Raw genomic sequence first — 18,848 nt, 5'->3', positions numbered from 1 at the left:
CGGTCGCGATCCGTAGCGTCGGAGACGACCACTCACATCACTCGAGCAGGACAGGACCACCGACATGTCGACGAGCACCGTTTCGATCACCACCGCGACCGGCCAGCTGAGCCTGCGCGAATTGCATGAGCTCGTCCGCGATGCACGGGGGCGCGAAGCGGCCGTGACAGCGGCATTCGACCAGGCGCGGGCGGCCCGCAAGAGTGCGGAGCGCGCGCTCGATGTTCGCACGCGCGTCCTGGCGAACGAGCGCCGCCGGCTGCGCTCGCACCTCGCGCACGGCATCACCTGCGCGGGCGAGGGCGGCGACCGGACGTGGTCGTGCGCGTGCGGTGCGTCCGGTGCTGTCCGTCCGCTCGCAGCGGCCTGACCGGCTAGCGCCCCGACCGATAGAGCTCCCGCAGCTCCTGCCGCGTCTGCACCCCCGCCTTCCGCATCGCGCGGTTGAGGTGCGACTCGACCGTCCTCGTCGAGACGAACAGCATCTGCCCTATCTCGGAGTTGGGAAGACCGGATGCCGCGAGCCGCGCGATCTCGCGCTCGCGATCGGTGAGGTTGTGGGGGACTCGGCGCAGCGGCGCGGGAACCCCTGTGCCCTCGACCTCGGTGCGCAGTCGCGTCGCGTGCGTCTCGGCCTCTTCCGCTGCCGCGAGGTCGCCGGAGCGCTCTGCGAGGACGGCGACCTCGCTCCACGTGAGGAGCGCGAAGAACCAGCGTCCGTCGTCCTCCGCCTGCTGCGCGCCCGCACGCATACCCTGCAGATCCTGGCTGACGCGAGCGATCAGCAGTTCCAGATGCGCCTTCACGCCGTCCCCGCCGACCTGGTCGATCCTCGGACGTGAGCGCTCCAGCCGGTCCGCGGTGAGATCCGCGCCGACCGCGGAGAGGTAGGCGTAGGCCGCCGCGAGCCGGAATCCGCGATCCCACAGCTGATCGCCCACCGCGCTCAGCAGATCGGCGGCTCCGACGGCATCCCCCTGCGCGCGAAGCTCCTCGGCGTCGATCCACTCGCGCTGCATTCCGGGAAAGGCGCCCTGGACGCCCACGATCGCATCGGTCGGCGCCTCGGCGATCACGCCGCCGCGCCGGGCGGCGATGGATGTCGCGATGGCCTGGATGCCGAGGTGCGCGAGCCCCTCGTCGACCGGCGCGACCAGCTGCGAGACCGTGCCGATGATGTCCTCGGCCTCACCATGGCGCCCTGCGATGAAGGACGACAGCGCCGCCATGTAGACGTAGCGGTGGAGATCGCTCGGATCGAATGCCTCCGACGCCGCCGTGATCCCGGCTGCTGCGAGCTGGCGCGCCCGCGCGTACTGACCGTCGGCGGTGAGCGCGATCACGACGACCAGATCGAGGAGAGAGTCCTCGATGCCCTGGTCCTTCAACGGAAGGGCGAGCGCGAGCGCTGTGTCGACATCGCCGCCAGCGAGAGCGATGTACGCCCGGTGCATCGGCAGCAGCCACGCCTGATCAGCGGGCAGGGAGTCCTCGTCGGGAAGTTCGCCGGGATCGACCGCACGCACGAGCATGGTCTCGACGAGCGCACGTCGAAGCTGCAGCGCACCTGCTGCTTCCGGGTGCTCGCGCGCGCTCTCATCGAGGATGCGCGCCGCTCCCGCCGGGTCGCCCTGGACCAGCGCGTGGTAGGACGCATACCAGAGGTCCCACGCCACGATGCCCTCAGGAGTGCCGGGGAGGCTCCTGCTCGAGCGGATGAGCGCGGAGATCTCGGCGCCGGTGTTCGAGGCGCGGCCCAGCACTGCGAGCAGGGCCGCGGCGGTGTCGCGCGTGTGCTGCTTGTCCCAGGCTGCGCGCGCCTCGGCGAGGCGCTGCCGCTCGTACTCGTGCACGAGAGCGACGAACAGCTCGGCCTGGTCGTCGTTGTGGGGGACCACGGAGAGGATGCCGGCGGTGCGCACGTCGTGGAGGTCCTCGGTCACCAGCATCCGTCTGATGTTCGACGTCTCGTTGCGGAAGTACGACACGATCAGCGGCTGCCGCACCGCGACGAGCGCGACGGAGCCCGCCGAGAAGATCTCGATGAAGCCGAGATCGGCGAGCGCCTCGATGGCCTCGCGGCCGATGGCGCCGGTCGCCTGCGCGATCGGAGCAGAGCCGAGGAAGGCGAGCGTCGCGAGATCGTCGCGGAGCTCGGTGGGCAGGGGCCTCAGGACGGTCTCGACGATGCTCGACATCGCGGGTGTCCACAGATCGCCGTGCGAGTGCACCGTGTTGCCCTCGAGGCGCAGCCGGCCGGCGCGGAGCGCCGCCTCGTAGAGCGCTCGTGCGAGGCCCTCGTTCCCGGCGGTCGCGGCATAGATGTCCGACATCGTGCCGGGATCGAACTCGTGCCCGTGCGCGGCGGACAGCGTGCGCTCGAGCTCCTTCACCCGCAGCGGCGCGAGACGGAGCTGGAACGTCGCCTCCGCGCCGTTGTTGATGAACCCGTTGGTCGTGCCGCTGCCGATGAGTCTCGTCGTGGCGATAGGGGTGCCGGTGTGACGACGCACACGGGTCAGTACGCCCCAGCTCATCGGGTCGACGAGCTCCCAGCTGTCGACGAGGATCAACGACGCTCGATCGCCGACGAGCGAGACCATGTCGTTGTAGGCCGTCAGCAGGCTCGACATCGACACCGACAGCCAGCCGAGCGCGGCGAGCGGCGTCGACGAGAAGGCATGCCACCCCTCGACGCGGAGCACGTTCGTGCCGCGAGCGGTGAAGTACCCGCCGATCGCGTCGAGGAGCGCGGCGCGACCCGAGCCGTTCTCGCCGACGATGTCGAGACTGCCGCCGGCGTTGATCACCTCGATCGCGTGGAGCAGGCTGTCGTCGCGGGCTTGCACGGCTGACTCCTCACCCCGGCAGCGCGGCATCGCGCCGGTGGCCAGGAGTCTATGACACTCGTAACCGCGTTTCGAGGAGAGTACCGGTGGTGGGACTCGAACCCACATGTCCTCACGGACAACCGATTTTGAGTCGGTCGCGTCTGCCATTCCGCCACACCGGCCGGGCGGAGCCCCACTCCGCCGTCGCGAACGACCATACCGTAGGATTCAGAGGTGACTGAGCTTGAAGAGCCCACCGTTCCCGCGGCATCCACCCCTCGTCGTGTCGTCGTCGCCGAGGATGAGTCGCTCATCCGGCTCGACATCGTCGAGATCCTTCGCGACAACGGATTCGACGTCGTCGGCGAGGCCGGTGACGGCGAGACGGCGGTCCAGCTCGCGACCGAGCTGCGCCCCGATCTGGTCATCATGGATGTCAAGATGCCGCAGCTCGACGGCATCTCGGCCGCCGAGAAGCTGAGCAAGAACCACATCGCCCCCGTCGTCCTGCTGACGGCGTTCAGCCAGAAGGAGCTCGTCGAGCGGGCCAGTGAGGCGGGTGCGCTCGCCTACGTCGTGAAGCCCTTCACCCCCAACGACCTGCTGCCGGCGATCGAGATCGCGCTGGCGCGCTACGAGCAGATCATCACCCTCGAGGCCGAGGTCGCCGACATGGTCGAGCGCTTCGAGACCCGCAAGCTCGTCGACCGGGCCAAGGGCCTGCTCAACGAGAAGATGGGGCTCTCCGAGCCCGAGGCATTCCGCTGGATCCAGAAGGCGTCGATGGACCGCCGCCTCACGATGCAGGATGTCGCGAAGGCGATCATCGAGCAGCTCGCGCCGAAGAAGGGCTGACCCGCTCAGTCCTGTTTCGGCAGGTCCTTGATCATGTTCGTGATCCGGACGGTCGAGCATCGTCTGCCCTGATCGTCGGTCACGACGATCTCGTGCACCGTCATGGTGCGCCCGAGGTGGATCGGCGTGCACACCCCCGTCACGACTCCCGATGTCGCCGAGCGGGTGTGCGTCGCGTTGATGTCCACACCGACGGCGAGGCGACCCGGGCCCGCGTGCAGGTTCGCGGCCATCGAGCCGAGCGACTCGCCGAGCACGACGTACGCGCCGCCGTGCAGGAGCCCCACGGGCTGCGTGTTGCCTTCGACGGGCATCGTGGCGACGCAGCGCTCGACGGTGAACTCCGTGAACTCCATGCCCATCTTCTCGGCGAGGGCGCCCGTTCCGCGGCTCGCGGCCCAGTCGAGGCCGTTGATCTCAGCGGAGGATGGCACGCTCATGGGACTCGCTCTCGGGTGTCGGATGCCCTGGCTAAACTCTCAGGGTGACGGACTCCGCAAAGCCTACCCTTCTCGTCGTCGACGGCCATTCGCTGGCATATCGGGCCTTCTTCGCCCTCCCGGTCGACAACTTCTCCACGAAGGACGGCCAGCACACGAACGGCATCTACGGGTTCCTCTCGATGCTGATCAACCTCATCAAGGCCGAGAAGCCCACGCACCTCGCCGTCGCCTTCGACACGTCCCGCCAGTCCTTCCGCACGCGCGAGTACACCGAGTACAAGGCGAACCGCTCCGAGTCCCCGTCCGAGTTCAAGGGGCAGATCCCGCTCCTTCAGGACTGCCTCGCCGCGATGAGCATCCAGGTCCTGGCGAAGGAGGACTTCGAAGCCGACGACATCCTCGCGACGCTCGCGACGCAGGGGGCCGCGCACGGCTACGACGTCCTCGTCTGCTCCGGAGACCGTGACACGATCCAGCTCGTGAACGACGACGTCACGCTCCTATATCCGAACGTCCAGGGCGTTTCGCAGCTCAAGCGCTACGACCGCCAGGCCGTGATCGACCGCTACGGCGTGCCGCCCGAGCAGTACCCCGATATCGCGGCCCTCGTCGGCGAGACGAGCGACAACCTGCCGGGCGTTCCGAAGGTGGGGGAGAAGACCGCCGTCAAGTGGCTGACCCAGTTCGGCTCGCTCGACGAGCTGCTCGCCAACGCAGACAAGGTGACCGGTGTCGTGGGCGGAAACCTCCGCGAGCACCTCGACGACGTCCGGCGCAACCGCCGGCTCAACCGGCTCCTGACCGACGTCGAGCTGCCCGTCACGGTCGCCGACCTCGAGGTCCAGCCGATGGACGCTCAGGGAGTGCGCGACATCTTCTCCCGCCTCGAGTTCAAGACGCTGATCCCGCGCGTCGCCGAACTCGCGGGCATCGAACAGCAGATGGCCGCCGTCGCATCCGCCGCCGCGCAGCTCGCGCCGGTCGCGGAGCAGCTCGACGGCCCCGCCCTCGCCGCGTGGCTCGCCGACAAACCCGGCGAGGTCGCCGTCACCCTCGCCGTCCAGGGCGGCCTTCCGGCCCGCGTGGGCGTGTCGACGACGGATGCCGCGGCTGAGGCCGACTGGTCGCCGGAGGTCGCGGCATCCCTCGCCTCCTGGCTCGCCTCCGACGCACCGAAGGTCTTCAACGACGCCAAACCGCAGGTCAAGGCTCTCTTCCGCGCCGGTACGACCCTCGACGGACTCGCTTTCGACACGAGTGTCGCGGGGTGGCTGCTGAAGCCGAGCTTCCCCGACAAGAGCCTCGCCGATCTCGTCGATCGCTACCTCGACGAGAAGCTGCCCGAGGCAGATCCGACGCAGCTCGTGCCCGAGACCGAGGGCGCCACACCCGGTCAGCTGTCCTGGTACACGCTGCGGGTCGCCGACGCGCTGCGCGCCGAGATGGCGCCGAGCGTGGCATCCGTCCTCGCCGACATCGAGCTGCCGACCCTCACGGCCCTCGCCGCCATGGAGCTCGCGGGCGTCGCCGTCTCGCATGACAGGCTGTCGGGTTTCTCCGGCGAGCTCGCGGCCCGTGCCGACGCGATCGCGCAGGAGGCCTACGCGACGATCGGCAGAGAGGTGAACCTCGGCTCTCCCAAGCAGCTGCAGGAGGTCCTGTTCGAAGAGCTGCAGCTTCCCAAGACCCGCAAGACGAAGACGGGGTACTCGACGGATGCCGCGGTGCTCGCCGATCTGCAGGAGCAGGCGCCGCATCCGTTCCTCGATCAGCTCCTGCAGCACCGCGAGGCGACGAAGCTCCGCCAGATCATCGAGTCGCTCGACAGTGCGATCGCCGCTGACGGCCGCATCCGCACGACGTATGTGCAGACCGGCAGCCAGACGGGTCGCCTGTCGAGCACCGATCCGAATCTGCAGAACATCCCCGTCCGCACCGAGGAGAGCCGGCGCATCCGCGCCGCGTTCGAAGTCGGCGCAGGCTACGAGACGCTGCTGACGGCCGACTACTCCCAGATCGAGATGCGCATCATGGCGCATCTGTCCGAAGATCCGGGGCTCGTCGAGGCGTTCAACTCCGGCGAGGACCTCCACCGTTTCGTGGGCGCGCGGGTCTTCGGCGTCGAGCCGGCCGACGTCACCGCCGCCATGCGCACGAAGGTCAAGGCGATGTCGTACGGGCTCGTCTACGGCCTGTCGGCATTCGGTCTCTCGAAGCAGCTGCGCATCGAGCAGTCCGAGGCGAAGCAGCTCATGATGGAGTACTTCGCCCGCTTCGGCGCCGTGCGCGACTATCTGCGCTCGTCCGTCGAGCAGGCGCGCATCGACGGCTACACCGAGACGATCTTCGGGCGTCGGCGCCCGTTCCCCGACCTCGCGAGTCCCAACCGGGTGCTGCGCGAGAACGCCGAGCGCGCGGCGCTCAACGCTCCGATCCAGGGCAGCGCGGCCGACATCATGAAGATCGCGCTGTTCCACATCCACGACGAGTTCGCCCGCGAAGGTCTCGGCTCGCGCGTGCTGATGCAGATCCACGATGAGCTCGTCGTCGAAGTGGCCCCGGGGGAGTGGGATGCCGCCGAGCGCATCGTGCGCGAGCGCATGGGCGACGCCGCATCGCTGACCGTGCCCCTCGATGTGCAGATCGGACGCGGCGCGAACTGGGACGACGCCGCGCACTGATCACGATTCGGACCGATCCGGCTCCGCCGTGCAGCATTCGGTTTTGGTCGCGTCCGGAGAGGCTCGTAGGCTCGTGGGCATGACTGATGCTTCACGCACCCCCACGCCGATCGACACGATCGCAGACGCGTGGGTCGACACCCTGGCCGAGCTCGAACCGTCACTGGCGACGTACATCGGGCGCTTCGAATACAACGACCGCTTCGGCGACTACTCGCCCGAGGGCACCGAGCGTCTCCTCGCCGAGGCTCGCGCGACCCACGCGGCGCTCGCTTCCGCCACTCCAGTCGACGCGATCGACGAGGTGACCAAGATCGACCTCCTGCGCGAGATCGACCTGCAGCTCGAGCTGCACGACGCCGACTGGCACCTGCGCAACGTCAACGTGATCGCCTCGCCCGTGCAGGAGCTGCGATCGGTGTTCGACCTCATGCCGACGGCGACCGCCGACGACTGGTCGGTCGTCGCGACCCGGCTGCGCGCACTGCCCGGCGCGATCGACGGCTACGTCGAGACGCTCCGGTCGGGCATCGCGAAGGGCGTCGTGCCCGCACGTCGCCAGGTCGTGGAATCGATCACGCAGATCGGGCGCTACACGGCCGACAACGGCTTCTTCGCGACCTTCGCAGGCGACGCCGCCCCCGCCGAGGGCCAGCTCCCGGCATCCCTCGCCGTCGAACTCGCCGACAGCGCGAACGCGGCGCGCGTCGCGTACGACCAGCTCGCCGACTTCTTCTCGAGCGAGCTCGCGCCCGCGTCGAGCGAGAAGGACGCCGTCGGACGAGAGCTGTACGCCCTGAACTCGCGCCGGTTCCTCGGCGCGACGATCGACCTCGACGAGACCTACGAGTGGGGCGTCGAAGAGCTCCGCCGCATGGTCGAGGAGCAGACCTCGATCGCTAACGAGATCAAGGCCGGCGCCTCGGTCGAAGAGGCGGTCGCGTTCCTCGAGCAGGACTCGTCGCGCAAGCTGCACGGCACCGAGGCCCTGCAGAAGTGGATGCAGGAGACCAGCGACCGCGCCGTCGAGGAGCTCGGCCGTACGCACTTCGACATCGCCGACCCGATCCGCCGTCTCGAGTGCATGATCGCGCCGACGAAAGAAGGCGGCATCTACTACACCGGTCCGACCGACGACTTCTCGCGTCCGGGCCGCATGTGGTGGTCGGTGCCCGAGGGCGTGACCGAGTTCGACACGTGGCGCGAGCTCACGACCGTCTACCACGAGGGCGTTCCGGGGCACCACCTCCAGATCGCACAGGCCGTCTACAACCGCGCGCAGCTCAACTCGTGGCGCCGTCTGCTGGGCGGCACATCGGGCCACGCCGAGGGCTGGGCTCTCTATGCGGAACGCCTCATGGAGCAGCTCGGATACCTCGACGACCCGGCGGATCGCCTCGGCATGCTCGACGGCCAGCGCATGCGTGCCGCCCGTGTCGTGCTCGACATCGGCGTCCACCTTGAGAAGCCCCGCCTCGACGGCGCCGGCACGTGGGACCACGACTACGCGCTGGACTTCATGCGCGGCAACGTCAACATGCCCGACGAGTTCGTGCAGTTCGAGGTCAATCGCTACCTCGGCTGGCCGGGTCAGGCGCCGTCGTACAAGGTGGGCCAGCGCATCTGGGAGCAGCTGCGCGATGACGTCGCCGCCCGCGAGGGCGAGGCGTTCGACATCAAGGCGTTCCACAAGCGCGCGCTCGACATCGGAGGCGTCGGTCTCGACACGCTTCGCGCGGCGCTCGCGAACTGACCGCGGGACGGAATAGGTCGGGGCCGAGCGGAGTTCGTATTCACATGAATGAAATCCAGCTCGGCCTCGACACTTTCGGCGACGTCACGATCGACGACGCGGGCAACCGTCTCACCGACGCCGAGACGATCCGCAACGTCGTCGCGCAGGCGGCTCTCGCCGACGAGGTCGGACTCTCGTTCTTCGGCGTGGGGGAGCATCACCGCCCCGAGTTCGCGATCTCGAGCCCCGAGATCGTGCTCGCGGCCGCGGCATCCGTCACCAAGAGCATCCGCCTCGGCACCGCCGTCACCGTCCTCTCGAGCGACGACCCGGTGCGCGTGTACGAGCGGTTCGCGACTCTCGACGCCGTCTCGAACGGGCGCGCCGAGGTGATCCTCGGGCGCGGATCGTTCATCGAGTCGTTCCCGTTGTTCGGCTACGACCTGCGCGACTACGAAGTGCTCTTCGAGGAGAAGCTCGATCTCTTCTCCCAGCTCATGACCGAGCAGCCCGTCACGTGGCAGGGCACGACACGCGCGAGTCTGACCGACGCGGATGTCTTCCCGAAGACCGCGAACGGACTCAAGGCGTGGATCGGCGTCGGCGGCTCGCCCGAATCCGTCGTCCGCGCCGCCCGGTACGGCTACGGACTCATGCTCGCGATCATCGGAGGACCCGCGCACCGCTTCCGGCCGTTCGTCGACCTCTATCACCGGTCGCTGGACTCGTTCGGTCGCGAGACGCTTCCCGTCGGCATCCATTCGCCGGGCCACATCGCCGACACCGACCAGCAGGCCTGGGATGAGGCGTACGCCGGCTTCGAGGCGATGAACAACACGATCGGGCGCGAGCGCGGGTGGCCGCCGTACAACCGCCTGCGCTTCCAGCACGACATCGGTCCGGAGGGCTCGATCTACGCGGGTTCGCCCGAGACCGTCGCCCGCAAGATCGCCGACACCGTCCGCACCCTCGGCGCCGAACGGTTCGACCTGAAGTTCTCGACCGGCACTCTGTCTCACGACAAGCTCATGCGCTCGATCGAGCTCTACGGCACGAAGGTCACGCCCCTCGTGCGCGAGATGCTCGCGTAAAACTTTGATCCTTGCCGCGGTCGCGGCATCCCTACGATGAAACCCATGACGGATGCCTCGACCGCCGCACGCGCCGTCACGACGTCCGAGCGGCTCGACCGCCTCCCGTTCACGAAGCAGCACCTGCGGGTGCTCACCGGGTCGGGCATCGGGTGGGCGCTGGACGCCATGGACGTCGGACTCATCTCGTTCGTCATCGCAGCCCTCGCCGTCCAGTGGCAGCTGCAGCCCGCGGAGGCCGGCTGGATCGCATCCATCGGCTTCCTCGGCATGGCCGTCGGCGCGACTCTGGGCGGCCTGCTCGCAGACCGGTTCGGGCGACGCCAGATCTTCGCCGTCACGCTCGTGGTCTACGGACTCGCCACCGGAGCGAGCGCCCTCGTCGGAGGACTCGCGCTGCTGCTCGTGCTCCGCTTCTTCGTCGGGCTCGGCCTCGGCGCCGAACTGCCCGTGGCGTCCACGTACGTGAGCGAGTTCGCTCCCGCGCGCATGCGCGGCCGCCTGATCGTCATCCTCGAGGCGTTCTGGGCGATCGGATGGACGGCCGCCGCCCTCATCGGCTTCTTCGTCATCCCGGCGTCGGAGAGCGGGTGGCGCTGGGCCTTCGCGATCGGCGCGATCCCCGCCGTGTACGCCCTCATCGTGCGGTGGGGTCTTCCCGAGTCCGCGCGCTGGCTCGATCGGCGCGGGCGGCACGACGAGGCGGATGCCGTCGTGCGCCGGTTCGAGAAGTCGGCCTCGGTCACGTGGGAGGCCAAGCGGCGCCTCACGACGGGACCGATCGAACTCCCGCCCGCCGCGACGACCGCCCGCGACCGACTCTCGGCGCTGTGGTCGCGCGAGTTCCGCCTGCGCACCGCGAGCCTGTGGATCGTGTGGTTCTGCGTCAACTTCGCCTATTACGGCGCCTTCATCTGGCTGCCGTCGATCCTCGTGCAGCAGGGCTACGACCTCGTGCGCTCCTTCGGCTACACGCTCATCATCACGCTCGCGCAGCTGCCCGGGTACGCCCTCGCCGCGTGGCTCATCGAAGTCTGGGGTCGCCGCCTGACGCTGTCGGTGTTCCTCGCGGGCTCCGCCGCGGCCGCCGTCTTCTTCGGCACAGCCTCGACCGAGGCGACCGTGATCGCGGCGGGGATGGCCCTGTCGTTCTTCAACCTCGGCGCGTGGGGCGCCCTGTATGCCGTGAGCCCCGAGCTCTATCCCACATCGCTCCGCGCGACCGGATCCGGGTGGGCCGCCGGTGTCGGTCGCATCGCTTCGATCGTCGCGCCGCTGGTCGTGGCGTCGCTCCTGGTCACCGAGGGATCGACCGTGATCCTCTTCGTCATGTTCGGGGTGTTCTTCGCCGTTGCCGCCGCCGCGACCTGGGGGCTCGTCGACGCGCGCGGACGGACGCTCGACGAACGCTAGGTAGCCTGGAGGCATGAGCTCCATCCGCTACGCCGCCATCGGCGACTCGTTCACCGAGGGCGTCGGCGATGAGCTGCCCGACGGCCGCGTCCGCGGCTGGGCGGATCTCGTCGCGGAGGGATGGGCGGATGCCGCGGGCGAGAGCATCGAGTACGCGAACTTCGCGATCCGAGGCAAGCTCGCCGGGCCCATCGTCGAGCAGCAGCTGGAGCCCGCTCTGGCGCTCAAGCCCACGCACCTGTCGTTCAACGGCGGCGGCAACGACATGCTGCGACCGCGGACGTCGCTCGCGCACATCGCCGATTTCTTCACGCATGTCCTCGAGCGGTGCGATGCGGAGGGCGTGACGCTCATCGTGCTGTCGGGCGCGAACCCGTCCGGTCAGCTCCCGCTCGGCCCCGTGTTCCAGCGGCGGGGCGACCAGCTCTCGGCAGCCGTGGTGGCGCGGCTCGAAGGACGACCGGATGTCGTGCGCGCTCTCAACTGGCCGGATCGAGAACTCTCCAGCCCGCCCTACTGGTCACCGGACCGGCTCCACATGAATGCGCGCGGCCACCACCGCGTCGCGGCCCGCGTGCTCACCGCCCTCGGCATGGAGCCGCCGGCCGGGTGGTGGTCGCTTCCTCCGCTGCCCGATGCCGTGAATCTGCGCGGCGCCCGCTACTACCGCGAACACGTCGGTCCGTGGGTCAAGCGCCGGCTGACCGGTACGTCGTCCGGCGACAACCGCGAGCCGAAACATCCCGCCTGGGTGACGGTCGACCCCTCACACGCCTGAGGCGAGCGCGTACTCCGAGCCCGACACCGTGCGCTCGAGCAGCTCGTGGTCGACCAGATACCGCCGCAGGACCGCGACATCCCCGCGCGGCGCGAAGGGCTCGAGCCGTTCGTTCACCTCGGCCTCGCTGAGCACCTCGCCCGACGAGAACGCGCGCCCCGCCACCCACGCCAGCAGCTCGCGTCGGTCGCCGTGCTGCACGGGATAGCGGTCGATCCGCCCGTCCTTGTCGAGGAATCTGTCGACGCCGGTCCTTCTCACCGGCGGATTCTCGTTCAGGATGCTGCGCACGAAAGCCTCGTCGAACACCCACGCTCCGTCTGCGCGCTGGCTGACGAGCCCGATGTCAGCGAGTCGGGCGAGCGCTCGCTCGCGGCGGTTGTCGGTGAGATCGGCCTGGGACACCTCTGCCAGTACGGCGCGGAGCTCGGGGTTCAGGAGGGCGGCGACCACAGCGCGCCAACGATCGCTCATGCGTGCTTCACCGTGTAGGTCAGTTCGGCGAACGCGCCGGCCTTGTTCACCGCCGTCAGCTCGAGCATGTCTGCCCCGAGCACGCGGGGGAGAAGCGGCTTGCCCGAGGTCAGTGTGGCGGGGGCGATCGAGACGCGGATCTCGTCCAGCAGGCCGGCATCCGCGAACTGCCCCGCGAGATCGCCGCCGCCGACGACCCAGACATCGAGGTCGCCCGCGGCATCGCGGATGGCCGGCCAGGCATCCGTCACCGAACCCTGGACGAATCTCACGTCCGCCCCCTCGACGCCGGGCAGATCGCGTGTCGTGAAGACGTACGTGGGTCGCGCGCCATAGAAGGCGGGCCACTTCTCGGGATGGTCGATGAGATCCTCGTGCGCGAGCACCCACTGATAGGTCGTCGAGCCCTGGACGAGCACACCGATGCCCGCGAGGAAGCGCTGGAAGTCGTCGTCGCCGCCCTCGCCACCGGGCGCTGCGAACAGCCAATCGAGCGAATCGTGGTCGTCGGCGAGGAACCCGTTCAGCGTGGTCGCGGTGTAGAAGATGACCTTCGGCATGGAGGTCAATGTAGCGGTCGGCCGCGACATCTTGTATTCAACCAAGCGGTACTGTACTGTTCAGTTGAATACGGAAGAGGCGCTCATGTCGACCGACCAGCTCAGCAGGACCTTCTCGGCCCTTGCCGACCCGACCAGGCGGGCGATGCTCGCGCGGCTCGCACAGGGCGAGGCGACGGTCGGCGAGCTCGCAGAGCCCTTCGACATGACCTTCGCCGCCGTCTCGAAGCACCTCCGCGTCCTCGAAGCGGCGGGACTCGTCTCTCGGGGGAGGGACGCCCAGTACCGCCCCGCTCGACTCGAGGCGCGCCCGCTCGCCGCGGCATCGCGGTGGATCGGCGACTACGCCGCCTTCTGGCAGGACAGCGTCGACGCCCTCGACGGGTACCTCAACGCCCTCCAGACCGTTCGCACCATCGACAAGGGAGACCACCATGGCTGACTACTTCACGATCACGCGCGAGCTCGCCGCACCGCGCGAACTCGTCTTCGAGGCGCTCACCCGCCCCGAGCACTTCGCCGTCTGGTTCGGCACCGCCGCCGTCGAGGTGCCGCAGGACAGCCTCACGATGGACGTGCGACCCGGCGGCGCATTCCGTGCCGTCATGGTGCTCCCCGACGGCAACCGCATCGACTGGGCGGGGGAGTACATCGAGGTCGACCCGCCCGCACACCTCGCCATGACGCTGACCGACAACCCCGACGAGTACGCGGGACTCCCGGTGCTGTTCGACCTGGAGGACATCGACGGCGCGACACGCCTCACGATCAGTCAGGATCGCGCCGACTTCGGCGACGAGCAGGTCGCCGCCACGATCGCGGGCTACAACGCCTTCATCGACGACATCGAGCGGATCGTCGTCTCGCGCTGACGCGTCAGAGTGCACCTGCTCGATGCAGCGCCGCGCGGGCCAGCTCGACGCCCGCCCGCGCGGCGCTGACGGCATCCGCTCCCTCGAGCATCGCGATCAGGTACCCGGCGGCGAACGCGTCGCCGGCGCCCGTCGAGTCCACGACGTCCGCGCGGACGACCGGCACCTCGACGGTCGCGCCGTCGATCGTGATGAGGACCGGATCCCCGCCCCGCTTGACGACGTAGACGCCGGGTGCCTCGAGCCCGAGTTCCGACACGAGTGCGGCTTCGTCGGCGTTCGCGAACACGATCCCGGGCGCGAGCGCGTCGAGCAGCTCCGCAAGGACCTCGCCGCCGAGGAGGCCCATCGTCGCGGTGCTCGAGAGGTCGAGCGACAGCGGGATGCCGCGGCCGCGCAGCATCGTCGCGGCGCCGAGCAGCGCTCTGCGCGACCCCTCGTCCGCGAACCCGTACAGCGGGAGGTGCACGTGGCGGGCGCCGTCGAGCCAGGTCGGATCGATGGCCTCCAGCTCCGCCGCGGCACCGCGGTCGGTGATCATCGTGCGCTCGCCCTCGTCGTCCACGAGGATCACGATCGCCCCGGTGCGGCCGGCGCGCTGGACCCGGGCATCCACCCCCGCGCCCTCGAGTTCGGCGACGAGGGTCGAGCCGAGGGTGTCTGCGCCGACGCGGCCGATGAACCGGACGACATGCCCGCCATCCGCTGCTCCCGCGGCCGCGACCGCGACGTTCGCGGCGCTGCCGCCGCGCGTCAGGCGCACTTCGGCGGGGTTGTCCGTGCCGCGGGCGAGGTGCGCACCGCCGAGCACGATCAGGTCGGCGACGAGATCGCCGATCACGACGAGCATCAGCCGGCGTCCGCCATCGCACGAGCGATCTCGGCACCGAGCGCGACGTTGCCGCGGTACACCTCGACGTTCACGTCGAGGCTCCGCCCGCCGGTCTCTCGCTGCATGAAGTCGAGCAGGAAGGGGGTCGTGTCGTGACCCGAGACCCCGGCGTCGTCGGCCTCGGCGAGAGCCCGGGCGAGCACGTCGTCGTGGAGGTCGGGGTCGAGCTGGGCGTCCGAGGCGACGGGATTCGCGACGAGCAGCGTCGAGGCGAGCCCCAGCGCGTCGCGCACCACGGCGATGCGCGCGATCTCGGCGGGGGAGTCCACCGCGTACTCGATGTCGTAGCCCGAGTCCGAGATGTAGAACCCGGGGTAGTCGGTCGTACGGTAGCCGACGACGGCGAGATTGAGCGTCTCGAGCCGTTCGAGGGTCAGCGGGATGTCGAGGATCGACTTGACCCCCGCGCTCACGACGACGAGCGGCAGCGCCGCGAGCGTGCCGAGGTCGGCGGACTCGTCGAAGGTCTCCTGCGCGCGGCGGTGGACGCCTCCGAGACCGCCCGTCGAGAACACGCGCACGCCCGCGAGGTGGGCGAGGTGGGCCGTGGCGGCGACCGTCGTGCCCGCGCTCAGGCCCTTGACGGCGGCGACCGGCAGGTCGCGGAGGCTCGCCTTCACGACGCCGTCGCTCGTCGACAGTCGTGCGATCTCCTCGGCCGACAGACCGACGGTCGGGATGCCGTCCACGACGCCGATCGTCGCGGGCACGACGCCCGCGGCCCGCACCCGTTCCTCGGCTTCGGTCGCCACCTGGAGATTGCGAGGGCGGGGCAGTCCGTGGGTGAAGATCGTCGATTCCAGTGCGAGGACCGGGCGCCCGGCATCCACGGCATCCCGCACCTCGTCCGCCACACGCAACGCTGTCATTCCTCGCCCTTCGTCTACGCGCACACCGCGCGCGCTCTCGAGCCTAGGGGCGGGACCCGCGGGGTGCGCGCGGCGGATCCATTCCGAGATGGATGCGGGTCCTGCGTCGCTCGACGACGATGAACGCGCCGCCGACCAGCCACAGCGGCACCTGTGTCAGGAAGGCGACACGGAACGCGTCGAGCGTGTAGGTCGCGGGTGTGCCCGCTCCCTGCAGGTCGAGAGCGAGACCGATGAGGAAGATCGCGACGAGGGCCGCGAGGAACCCGCCTGCGTTCGTGACGCCCGTGGCGGTGCTGAGCCGGTGCGCCGGGTTGTGCGTGCGCGCATGGTCGAACGCGATCATCGACGCGGGGCCGCCCATCGCGAGCGCGACGGCGAGACCGAACAGCAGCCAGAGCGGCGCCGGCCCGGGGTAGGCGATCACGACGAGCCATGTCGCCATCTGGACCGCGACGGCAGGGAGCACGAGCGCGCGGGAGCGCATGTGCGGGATGCGACGCGAGAGGTCGCCCATGATGGGCCCGAGCGCCATGCCGACGATGATGTAGGTCGAGATGATCGCCGCAGCCTCGGCCTTCGTGCGGCCTTCGGCGGCTGTCAGGAACGGCATTCCCCACAGCAGCACGAACGCCGTGCCCGCGAACGGCGCCGTGAAATGAGACCAGAAGGCCAGCCGGGTGCCGGGGTGGGCCCACGCGGCGCGGATGCCCACGCCCGTGTCGATGGCTGACGTCACGACGCGGATCGCCCCCGTGTCGGTGTCGACCGTGACGTCCGCCTCCCGCTCCGGCGGGTGGTTGCGCACGATGACGAAGACGAGGACCGCGAAGAGGATGCCGAGCCCGGCGACGCTTCCGAACGTGATCGTCCAGGTGGTGGCGTGCAGCAGCGCCGCGAGGGGGATCAGCGCGACCAGTTGGCCGGTCTGGCCGACGATCCCGGTGAACTGCACCATCAGCGGACCGCGCTGCGCGGGGAACCACGTCGCGATGAGGCGGAGCACGCCGGGGAAGACCGCCGCGTCGCCCGCGCCGAGCAGCACGCGCGCGACGATCGCGACGCCCACGCTCGGCGACAGCGCCATCGTGAGCTGACCGATCGCCATGAGGATCATGCCGATCGTCATGATCGGCCGAGAGCCGTAGCGATCGAGCAGGACGCCCACCGGGATCTGCATTCCGCCGTACATCGCGAGCTGCACGACCGCGAAGAGCGAGAGGGTCGCGGCATCCGCCTGGAATCTCTCCGCCGCGTCGACGCCCACGGCGCCGAGCGAAGTGCGGTTCGTGACGGCGAGCACGTAGGCGGCGACACCGACGGTCCAGATGAGCCACGCGCGCCACCCGGGCTCCGCCGCGGGGGAGACGGGGGAGTGACGCACCACTCCACGCTACCCACTCGCACGTCGACCGCGAGCCGCAGGGAAGGCGGCATTCCCCGCGCTAATGCACCTCGCGTTCACCTGTCAATGGGGTGCACGCCGGCGTCCCTTCCGAGAGGGTGGATGCCGCGGGCACGAGCGTGCCCCGGAACGGAGCGAATCGTGAGCATCGGCGCAGGCATCGTCTTGTTCGTCATCGGAGCCATCCTGGCGTTCGCGGTGAACGTGCAGGTCGAGTGGGTCAACCTCGATCTGATCGGCTACATCCTCATGGGTGCGGGCTTCCTCGTATTCCTCCTCGGCATCATCATGCTCGCGCGTCGCCGCCAGACCGAGACCGTCACCCGCACGGCGGTCGACCCGGCCGCCGGCGAGCAGGTCACGCGTCGCAGCACGAGCACGAGCGGCGACATCCAGCCCTGATCCTGCCCGACAGACGTCAGTGACGACATCGTCGCCCGTGCCCACTGCGGACGAACCCTTCGATCCAGCCGCGGCACCCGACGAGAGGCGCACACGGGCTCTCATCGCGGGTGTCGCGGCGACGGTCGGATTCGTCGCGCTGCGTGTGATCGTGGCACTGAACGGCCATGCCCCGCTGCCGATCGACGTCTGGTGGAGCGATCTCATGATCGCCGTGCGTACGGACGTCGGCGTCTTCCTCGCGTGGATCCCCGCCATCGTCGGGGGCACGGTCGGCATGATCGTGATCGGCGCCCTGCTCGTCCTCGCGCTCGTGTGGCGTCGGCGGAGATGGGATGCCGCGACCCTCGCCGTCGCGATGGTGATCGTCGTGGCGATCGGCGCTCCGCTCGCGGCGCTGATCGCGCGGACCCGTCCGTCGGACTCGCTCGCGGAGCGGATGGCCACGTCGTTCCCGTCGGGACACACCGCGGTCGCGACCACGGTCGTCGTGGTGCTGGCGCTCGCCCTGCGCCGCTGGTACGTCTGGGTCGCCGGCGCCGCCTGGGTGATCCTGATGATGTGGAGCCGCACCTACCTGCACGCGCACTGGCTCACCGACGTCACGGCGGGGCTGCTCGAAGGCATCGCCGTCGCCGCGCTCGTGTGGAGCGCCGTCGAGGCCCTGCGCGACCGAAGAGCCCGACGGGCGGCATCCACCGCTGACGAACACCTCACCCCCCAGGAGACAGCACGACCATGACCTCTTCGGCCACCTCCGCCGCCCGCGCGGCCCAGGATTCCACCGCATTCCGCATCTTCGCCCGCGTCGGCTACGCCGTCCTGGGCATCCTCCACATCCTGATCGGTGCGATCGCGATCACGATCGCGCTCGGTGGCGGCGGGGAAGCAGATCAGGGCGGGGCGCTCCAACAGGTGCAGCAGACACCCGGGGGAGTGTTCCTGCTCTGGGTCATCGTCATCGGGCTCGCGGCGCTCGCGATCTGGCAGATCACCGAGGCCGTCGTCGAGCGCGATCCCGACGCGAAGAAGCGCTGGGGCTATCGCGTGAAGTACCTCGGCACGGCCGTGGCGTACATCTCGATCGGCGTCACGGCGCTGGTCTACGCGCTGGGCTGCAGCTCGGACTCGTCCGATGCGCCGCAGTCGCTGAGCGCGCAGCTGCTGGCCACTCCGTGGGGTGTCGCGCTGCTCGTGCTGATCGGCCTCATCGTGGCGGCTCTGGGCGTCGTCTTCATCGTGCGCGGCATCACCCGGGCGTTCGAGAAGAACCTCTCCTCGCCGTCGGGAACCGTCGGCAAGGGCATCATCGCCTTCGGCGTCGCCGGTTACGTCGCGAAGGGCATCGCGATCGGCGTCGCGGGCGTGCTGTTCGTCGTCGCGGCGTTCACACACGATCCCGAGAGCGCCGGGGGACTGGATGCCGCGCTGCACACCCTCGCAACGCTGCCCTTCGGGCCCGTGATCCTGTGGGTCGTCGGCGCGGGGCTCATCCTCTACGGCCTGTTCTGCTTCGCCCGCGCGCGCTACGCCCGCATGTGACGCCT

Annotated in this window: 19 protein-coding genes and 1 tRNA gene; 12 read left to right on the top strand and 8 right to left on the bottom strand. The window is 69.5% G+C overall.

Annotated features, from left to right (window positions below):
* Positions 1-64: 64 nt before the first annotated feature.
* Positions 65-370 carry a hypothetical protein gene (locus ACTIFV_RS13245; protein WP_439593258.1) on the top strand — a complete coding sequence of 102 codons (306 nt, stop codon included), beginning with the start codon at positions 65-67 and terminating at the stop codon, positions 368-370.
* Between the two features lie 4 nt (positions 371-374).
* Here the strand turns inward: ACTIFV_RS13245 and ACTIFV_RS13240 are convergent, their stop codons facing one another.
* Positions 375-2,849, bottom strand: coding sequence for a helix-turn-helix transcriptional regulator (locus ACTIFV_RS13240; protein WP_439593257.1), 2,475 nt, complete (start codon positions 2,847-2,849; stop codon positions 375-377).
* Between the two features lie 81 nt (positions 2,850-2,930).
* Positions 2,931-3,013, bottom strand: a tRNA-Leu gene (locus ACTIFV_RS13235).
* A 52-nt stretch (positions 3,014-3,065) separates the two neighbouring features.
* Between ACTIFV_RS13235 and ACTIFV_RS13230 the strand changes: the two genes are divergently transcribed.
* Entirely contained in the window at positions 3,066-3,686 is a 621-nt protein-coding gene (locus ACTIFV_RS13230; RefSeq protein WP_439593256.1) for an ANTAR domain-containing response regulator, read from the top strand.
* Positions 3,687-3,691: 5 nt separating this feature from the next.
* On the opposite strand, the gene ACTIFV_RS13225 is transcribed toward ACTIFV_RS13230, so the two are convergent.
* Entirely contained in the window at positions 3,692-4,126 is a 435-nt protein-coding gene (locus tag ACTIFV_RS13225; RefSeq protein ID WP_439593255.1) for a hotdog fold thioesterase, read from the bottom strand.
* A 44-nt stretch (positions 4,127-4,170) separates the two neighbouring features.
* On the opposite strand from ACTIFV_RS13225, the gene polA reads away from it, so the two are divergent.
* The 5 genes from polA (at position 4,171) to ACTIFV_RS13200 (ending at position 11,827) form a co-directional block, all read left to right on the top strand.
* Positions 4,171-6,810 carry a DNA polymerase I gene (gene polA, locus ACTIFV_RS13220; RefSeq protein WP_439593254.1) on the top strand — a complete coding sequence of 880 codons (2,640 nt, stop codon included), beginning with the start codon at positions 4,171-4,173 and terminating at the stop codon, positions 6,808-6,810.
* Between the two features lie 79 nt (positions 6,811-6,889).
* Complete coding sequence (locus tag ACTIFV_RS13215) at positions 6,890-8,563, top strand: DUF885 domain-containing protein (RefSeq protein ID WP_439593253.1); 1,674 nt, start codon at positions 6,890-6,892, stop codon at positions 8,561-8,563.
* A 44-nt stretch (positions 8,564-8,607) separates the two neighbouring features.
* A complete protein-coding gene (locus ACTIFV_RS13210) occupies positions 8,608-9,636 on the top strand; it encodes an LLM class flavin-dependent oxidoreductase (protein WP_439593252.1) in 1,029 nt (342 codons plus the stop codon).
* Positions 9,637-9,681: 45 nt separating this feature from the next.
* Positions 9,682-11,049: an MFS transporter gene (locus tag ACTIFV_RS13205; RefSeq protein WP_439593251.1), complete on the top strand. Its 1,368-nt coding sequence runs from the start codon at positions 9,682-9,684 to the stop codon at positions 11,047-11,049.
* Positions 11,050-11,062: 13 nt separating this feature from the next.
* Entirely contained in the window at positions 11,063-11,827 is a 765-nt protein-coding gene (locus ACTIFV_RS13200; protein WP_439593250.1) for an SGNH/GDSL hydrolase family protein, read from the top strand.
* Here ACTIFV_RS13200 and ACTIFV_RS13195 read toward each other — a convergent pair.
* Together ACTIFV_RS13195 and ACTIFV_RS13190 are read right to left on the bottom strand one after the other, a co-directional pair.
* Positions 11,816-12,301 (bottom strand): DUF2087 domain-containing protein, encoded by a 486-nt coding sequence (locus ACTIFV_RS13195; RefSeq protein WP_439593249.1) that lies wholly within the window; start codon positions 12,299-12,301, stop codon positions 11,816-11,818. The two genes, ACTIFV_RS13200 and ACTIFV_RS13195, sit on opposite strands and share 12 nt — an antisense overlap.
* Complete coding sequence (locus ACTIFV_RS13190; RefSeq protein ID WP_439593248.1) at positions 12,298-12,861, bottom strand: dihydrofolate reductase family protein; 564 nt, start codon at positions 12,859-12,861, stop codon at positions 12,298-12,300. The genes ACTIFV_RS13195 and ACTIFV_RS13190 overlap by 4 nt, the downstream gene beginning before the upstream one ends.
* An 85-nt stretch (positions 12,862-12,946) precedes the next feature.
* Between ACTIFV_RS13190 and ACTIFV_RS13185 the strand changes: the two genes are divergently transcribed.
* Entirely contained in the window at positions 12,947-13,303 is a 357-nt protein-coding gene (locus ACTIFV_RS13185) for an ArsR/SmtB family transcription factor (protein ID WP_439593247.1), read from the top strand.
* Entirely contained in the window at positions 13,296-13,733 is a 438-nt protein-coding gene (locus ACTIFV_RS13180; RefSeq protein ID WP_439593246.1) for an SRPBCC family protein, read from the top strand. The genes ACTIFV_RS13185 and ACTIFV_RS13180 overlap by 8 nt, the downstream gene beginning before the upstream one ends.
* A 4-nt stretch (positions 13,734-13,737) precedes the next feature.
* Here the strand turns inward: ACTIFV_RS13180 and ACTIFV_RS13175 are convergent, their stop codons facing one another.
* From ACTIFV_RS13175 to ACTIFV_RS13165, 3 genes are read right to left on the bottom strand one after another with little or no spacing between them, the layout of a single operon-like run.
* The gene (locus tag ACTIFV_RS13175) at positions 13,738-14,583 is read right to left on the bottom strand and encodes a carbohydrate kinase family protein (RefSeq protein WP_439593245.1); all 846 of its coding nucleotides are present in this window, start codon (positions 14,581-14,583) and stop codon (positions 13,738-13,740) included.
* A complete protein-coding gene (locus ACTIFV_RS13170; RefSeq protein WP_439593244.1) occupies positions 14,583-15,494 on the bottom strand; it encodes a pseudouridine-5'-phosphate glycosidase in 912 nt (303 codons plus the stop codon). The genes ACTIFV_RS13175 and ACTIFV_RS13170 overlap by 1 nt, the downstream gene beginning before the upstream one ends.
* A gap of 43 nt (positions 15,495-15,537) precedes the next feature.
* Positions 15,538-16,878: an MFS transporter gene (locus ACTIFV_RS13165; RefSeq protein WP_439593243.1), complete on the bottom strand. Its 1,341-nt coding sequence runs from the start codon at positions 16,876-16,878 to the stop codon at positions 15,538-15,540.
* A 162-nt stretch (positions 16,879-17,040) separates the two neighbouring features.
* Here ACTIFV_RS13165 and ACTIFV_RS13160 point away from each other — a divergent pair, with 162 nt between their 5' ends.
* The 3 genes from ACTIFV_RS13160 to ACTIFV_RS13150 are packed head-to-tail and all read left to right on the top strand — an operon-like array spanning position 17,041 to position 18,843.
* Positions 17,041-17,301 carry a DUF6458 family protein gene (locus ACTIFV_RS13160; RefSeq protein ID WP_439593242.1) on the top strand — a complete coding sequence of 87 codons (261 nt, stop codon included), beginning with the start codon at positions 17,041-17,043 and terminating at the stop codon, positions 17,299-17,301.
* 37 nt (positions 17,302-17,338) lie between these two features.
* The gene (locus ACTIFV_RS13155) at positions 17,339-18,043 is read left to right on the top strand and encodes a phosphatase PAP2 family protein (protein WP_439593241.1); all 705 of its coding nucleotides are present in this window, start codon (positions 17,339-17,341) and stop codon (positions 18,041-18,043) included.
* Positions 18,040-18,843: a DUF1206 domain-containing protein gene (locus ACTIFV_RS13150; RefSeq protein ID WP_439593240.1), complete on the top strand. Its 804-nt coding sequence runs from the start codon at positions 18,040-18,042 to the stop codon at positions 18,841-18,843. Before ACTIFV_RS13155 ends, ACTIFV_RS13150 begins: the two co-directional genes overlap by 4 nt.
* The last annotated feature ends 5 nt before the right edge of the window (positions 18,844-18,848 follow it).

This window comes from Microbacterium sp. (assembly GCF_051860965.1).
Classification (GTDB): domain Bacteria; phylum Actinomycetota; class Actinomycetes; order Actinomycetales; family Microbacteriaceae; genus Microbacterium.
Note: the sequence above shows the minus strand (reverse complement) of the source record. Positions and strands in the feature narration are given on the sequence as shown.

Coding starts and splice junctions, on each gene's coding strand:
- ACTIFV_RS13175 (WP_439593245.1), bottom strand. CDS start 14,583: ATGCTCGTCGTGATCGGCGATCTCGTCGCCGACCTGATCGTGCTCGGC.
- ACTIFV_RS13185 (WP_439593247.1), top strand. CDS start 12,947: ATGTCGACCGACCAGCTCAGCAGGACCTTCTCGGCCCTTGCCGACCCG.
- ACTIFV_RS13150 (WP_439593240.1), top strand. CDS start 18,040: ATGACCTCTTCGGCCACCTCCGCCGCCCGCGCGGCCCAGGATTCCACC.
- ACTIFV_RS13195 (WP_439593249.1), bottom strand. CDS start 12,301: ATGAGCGATCGTTGGCGCGCTGTGGTCGCCGCCCTCCTGAACCCCGAG.
- ACTIFV_RS13200 (WP_439593250.1), top strand. CDS start 11,063: ATGAGCTCCATCCGCTACGCCGCCATCGGCGACTCGTTCACCGAGGGC.
- ACTIFV_RS13205 (WP_439593251.1), top strand. CDS start 9,682: ATGACGGATGCCTCGACCGCCGCACGCGCCGTCACGACGTCCGAGCGG.
- ACTIFV_RS13225 (WP_439593255.1), bottom strand. CDS start 4,126: ATGAGCGTGCCATCCTCCGCTGAGATCAACGGCCTCGACTGGGCCGCG.
- ACTIFV_RS13180 (WP_439593246.1), top strand. CDS start 13,296: ATGGCTGACTACTTCACGATCACGCGCGAGCTCGCCGCACCGCGCGAA.
- ACTIFV_RS13170 (WP_439593244.1), bottom strand. CDS start 15,494: ATGACAGCGTTGCGTGTGGCGGACGAGGTGCGGGATGCCGTGGATGCC.
- ACTIFV_RS13215 (WP_439593253.1), top strand. CDS start 6,890: ATGACTGATGCTTCACGCACCCCCACGCCGATCGACACGATCGCAGAC.
- ACTIFV_RS13190 (WP_439593248.1), bottom strand. CDS start 12,861: ATGCCGAAGGTCATCTTCTACACCGCGACCACGCTGAACGGGTTCCTC.
- ACTIFV_RS13210 (WP_439593252.1), top strand. CDS start 8,608: ATGAATGAAATCCAGCTCGGCCTCGACACTTTCGGCGACGTCACGATC.
- ACTIFV_RS13245 (WP_439593258.1), top strand. CDS start 65: ATGTCGACGAGCACCGTTTCGATCACCACCGCGACCGGCCAGCTGAGC.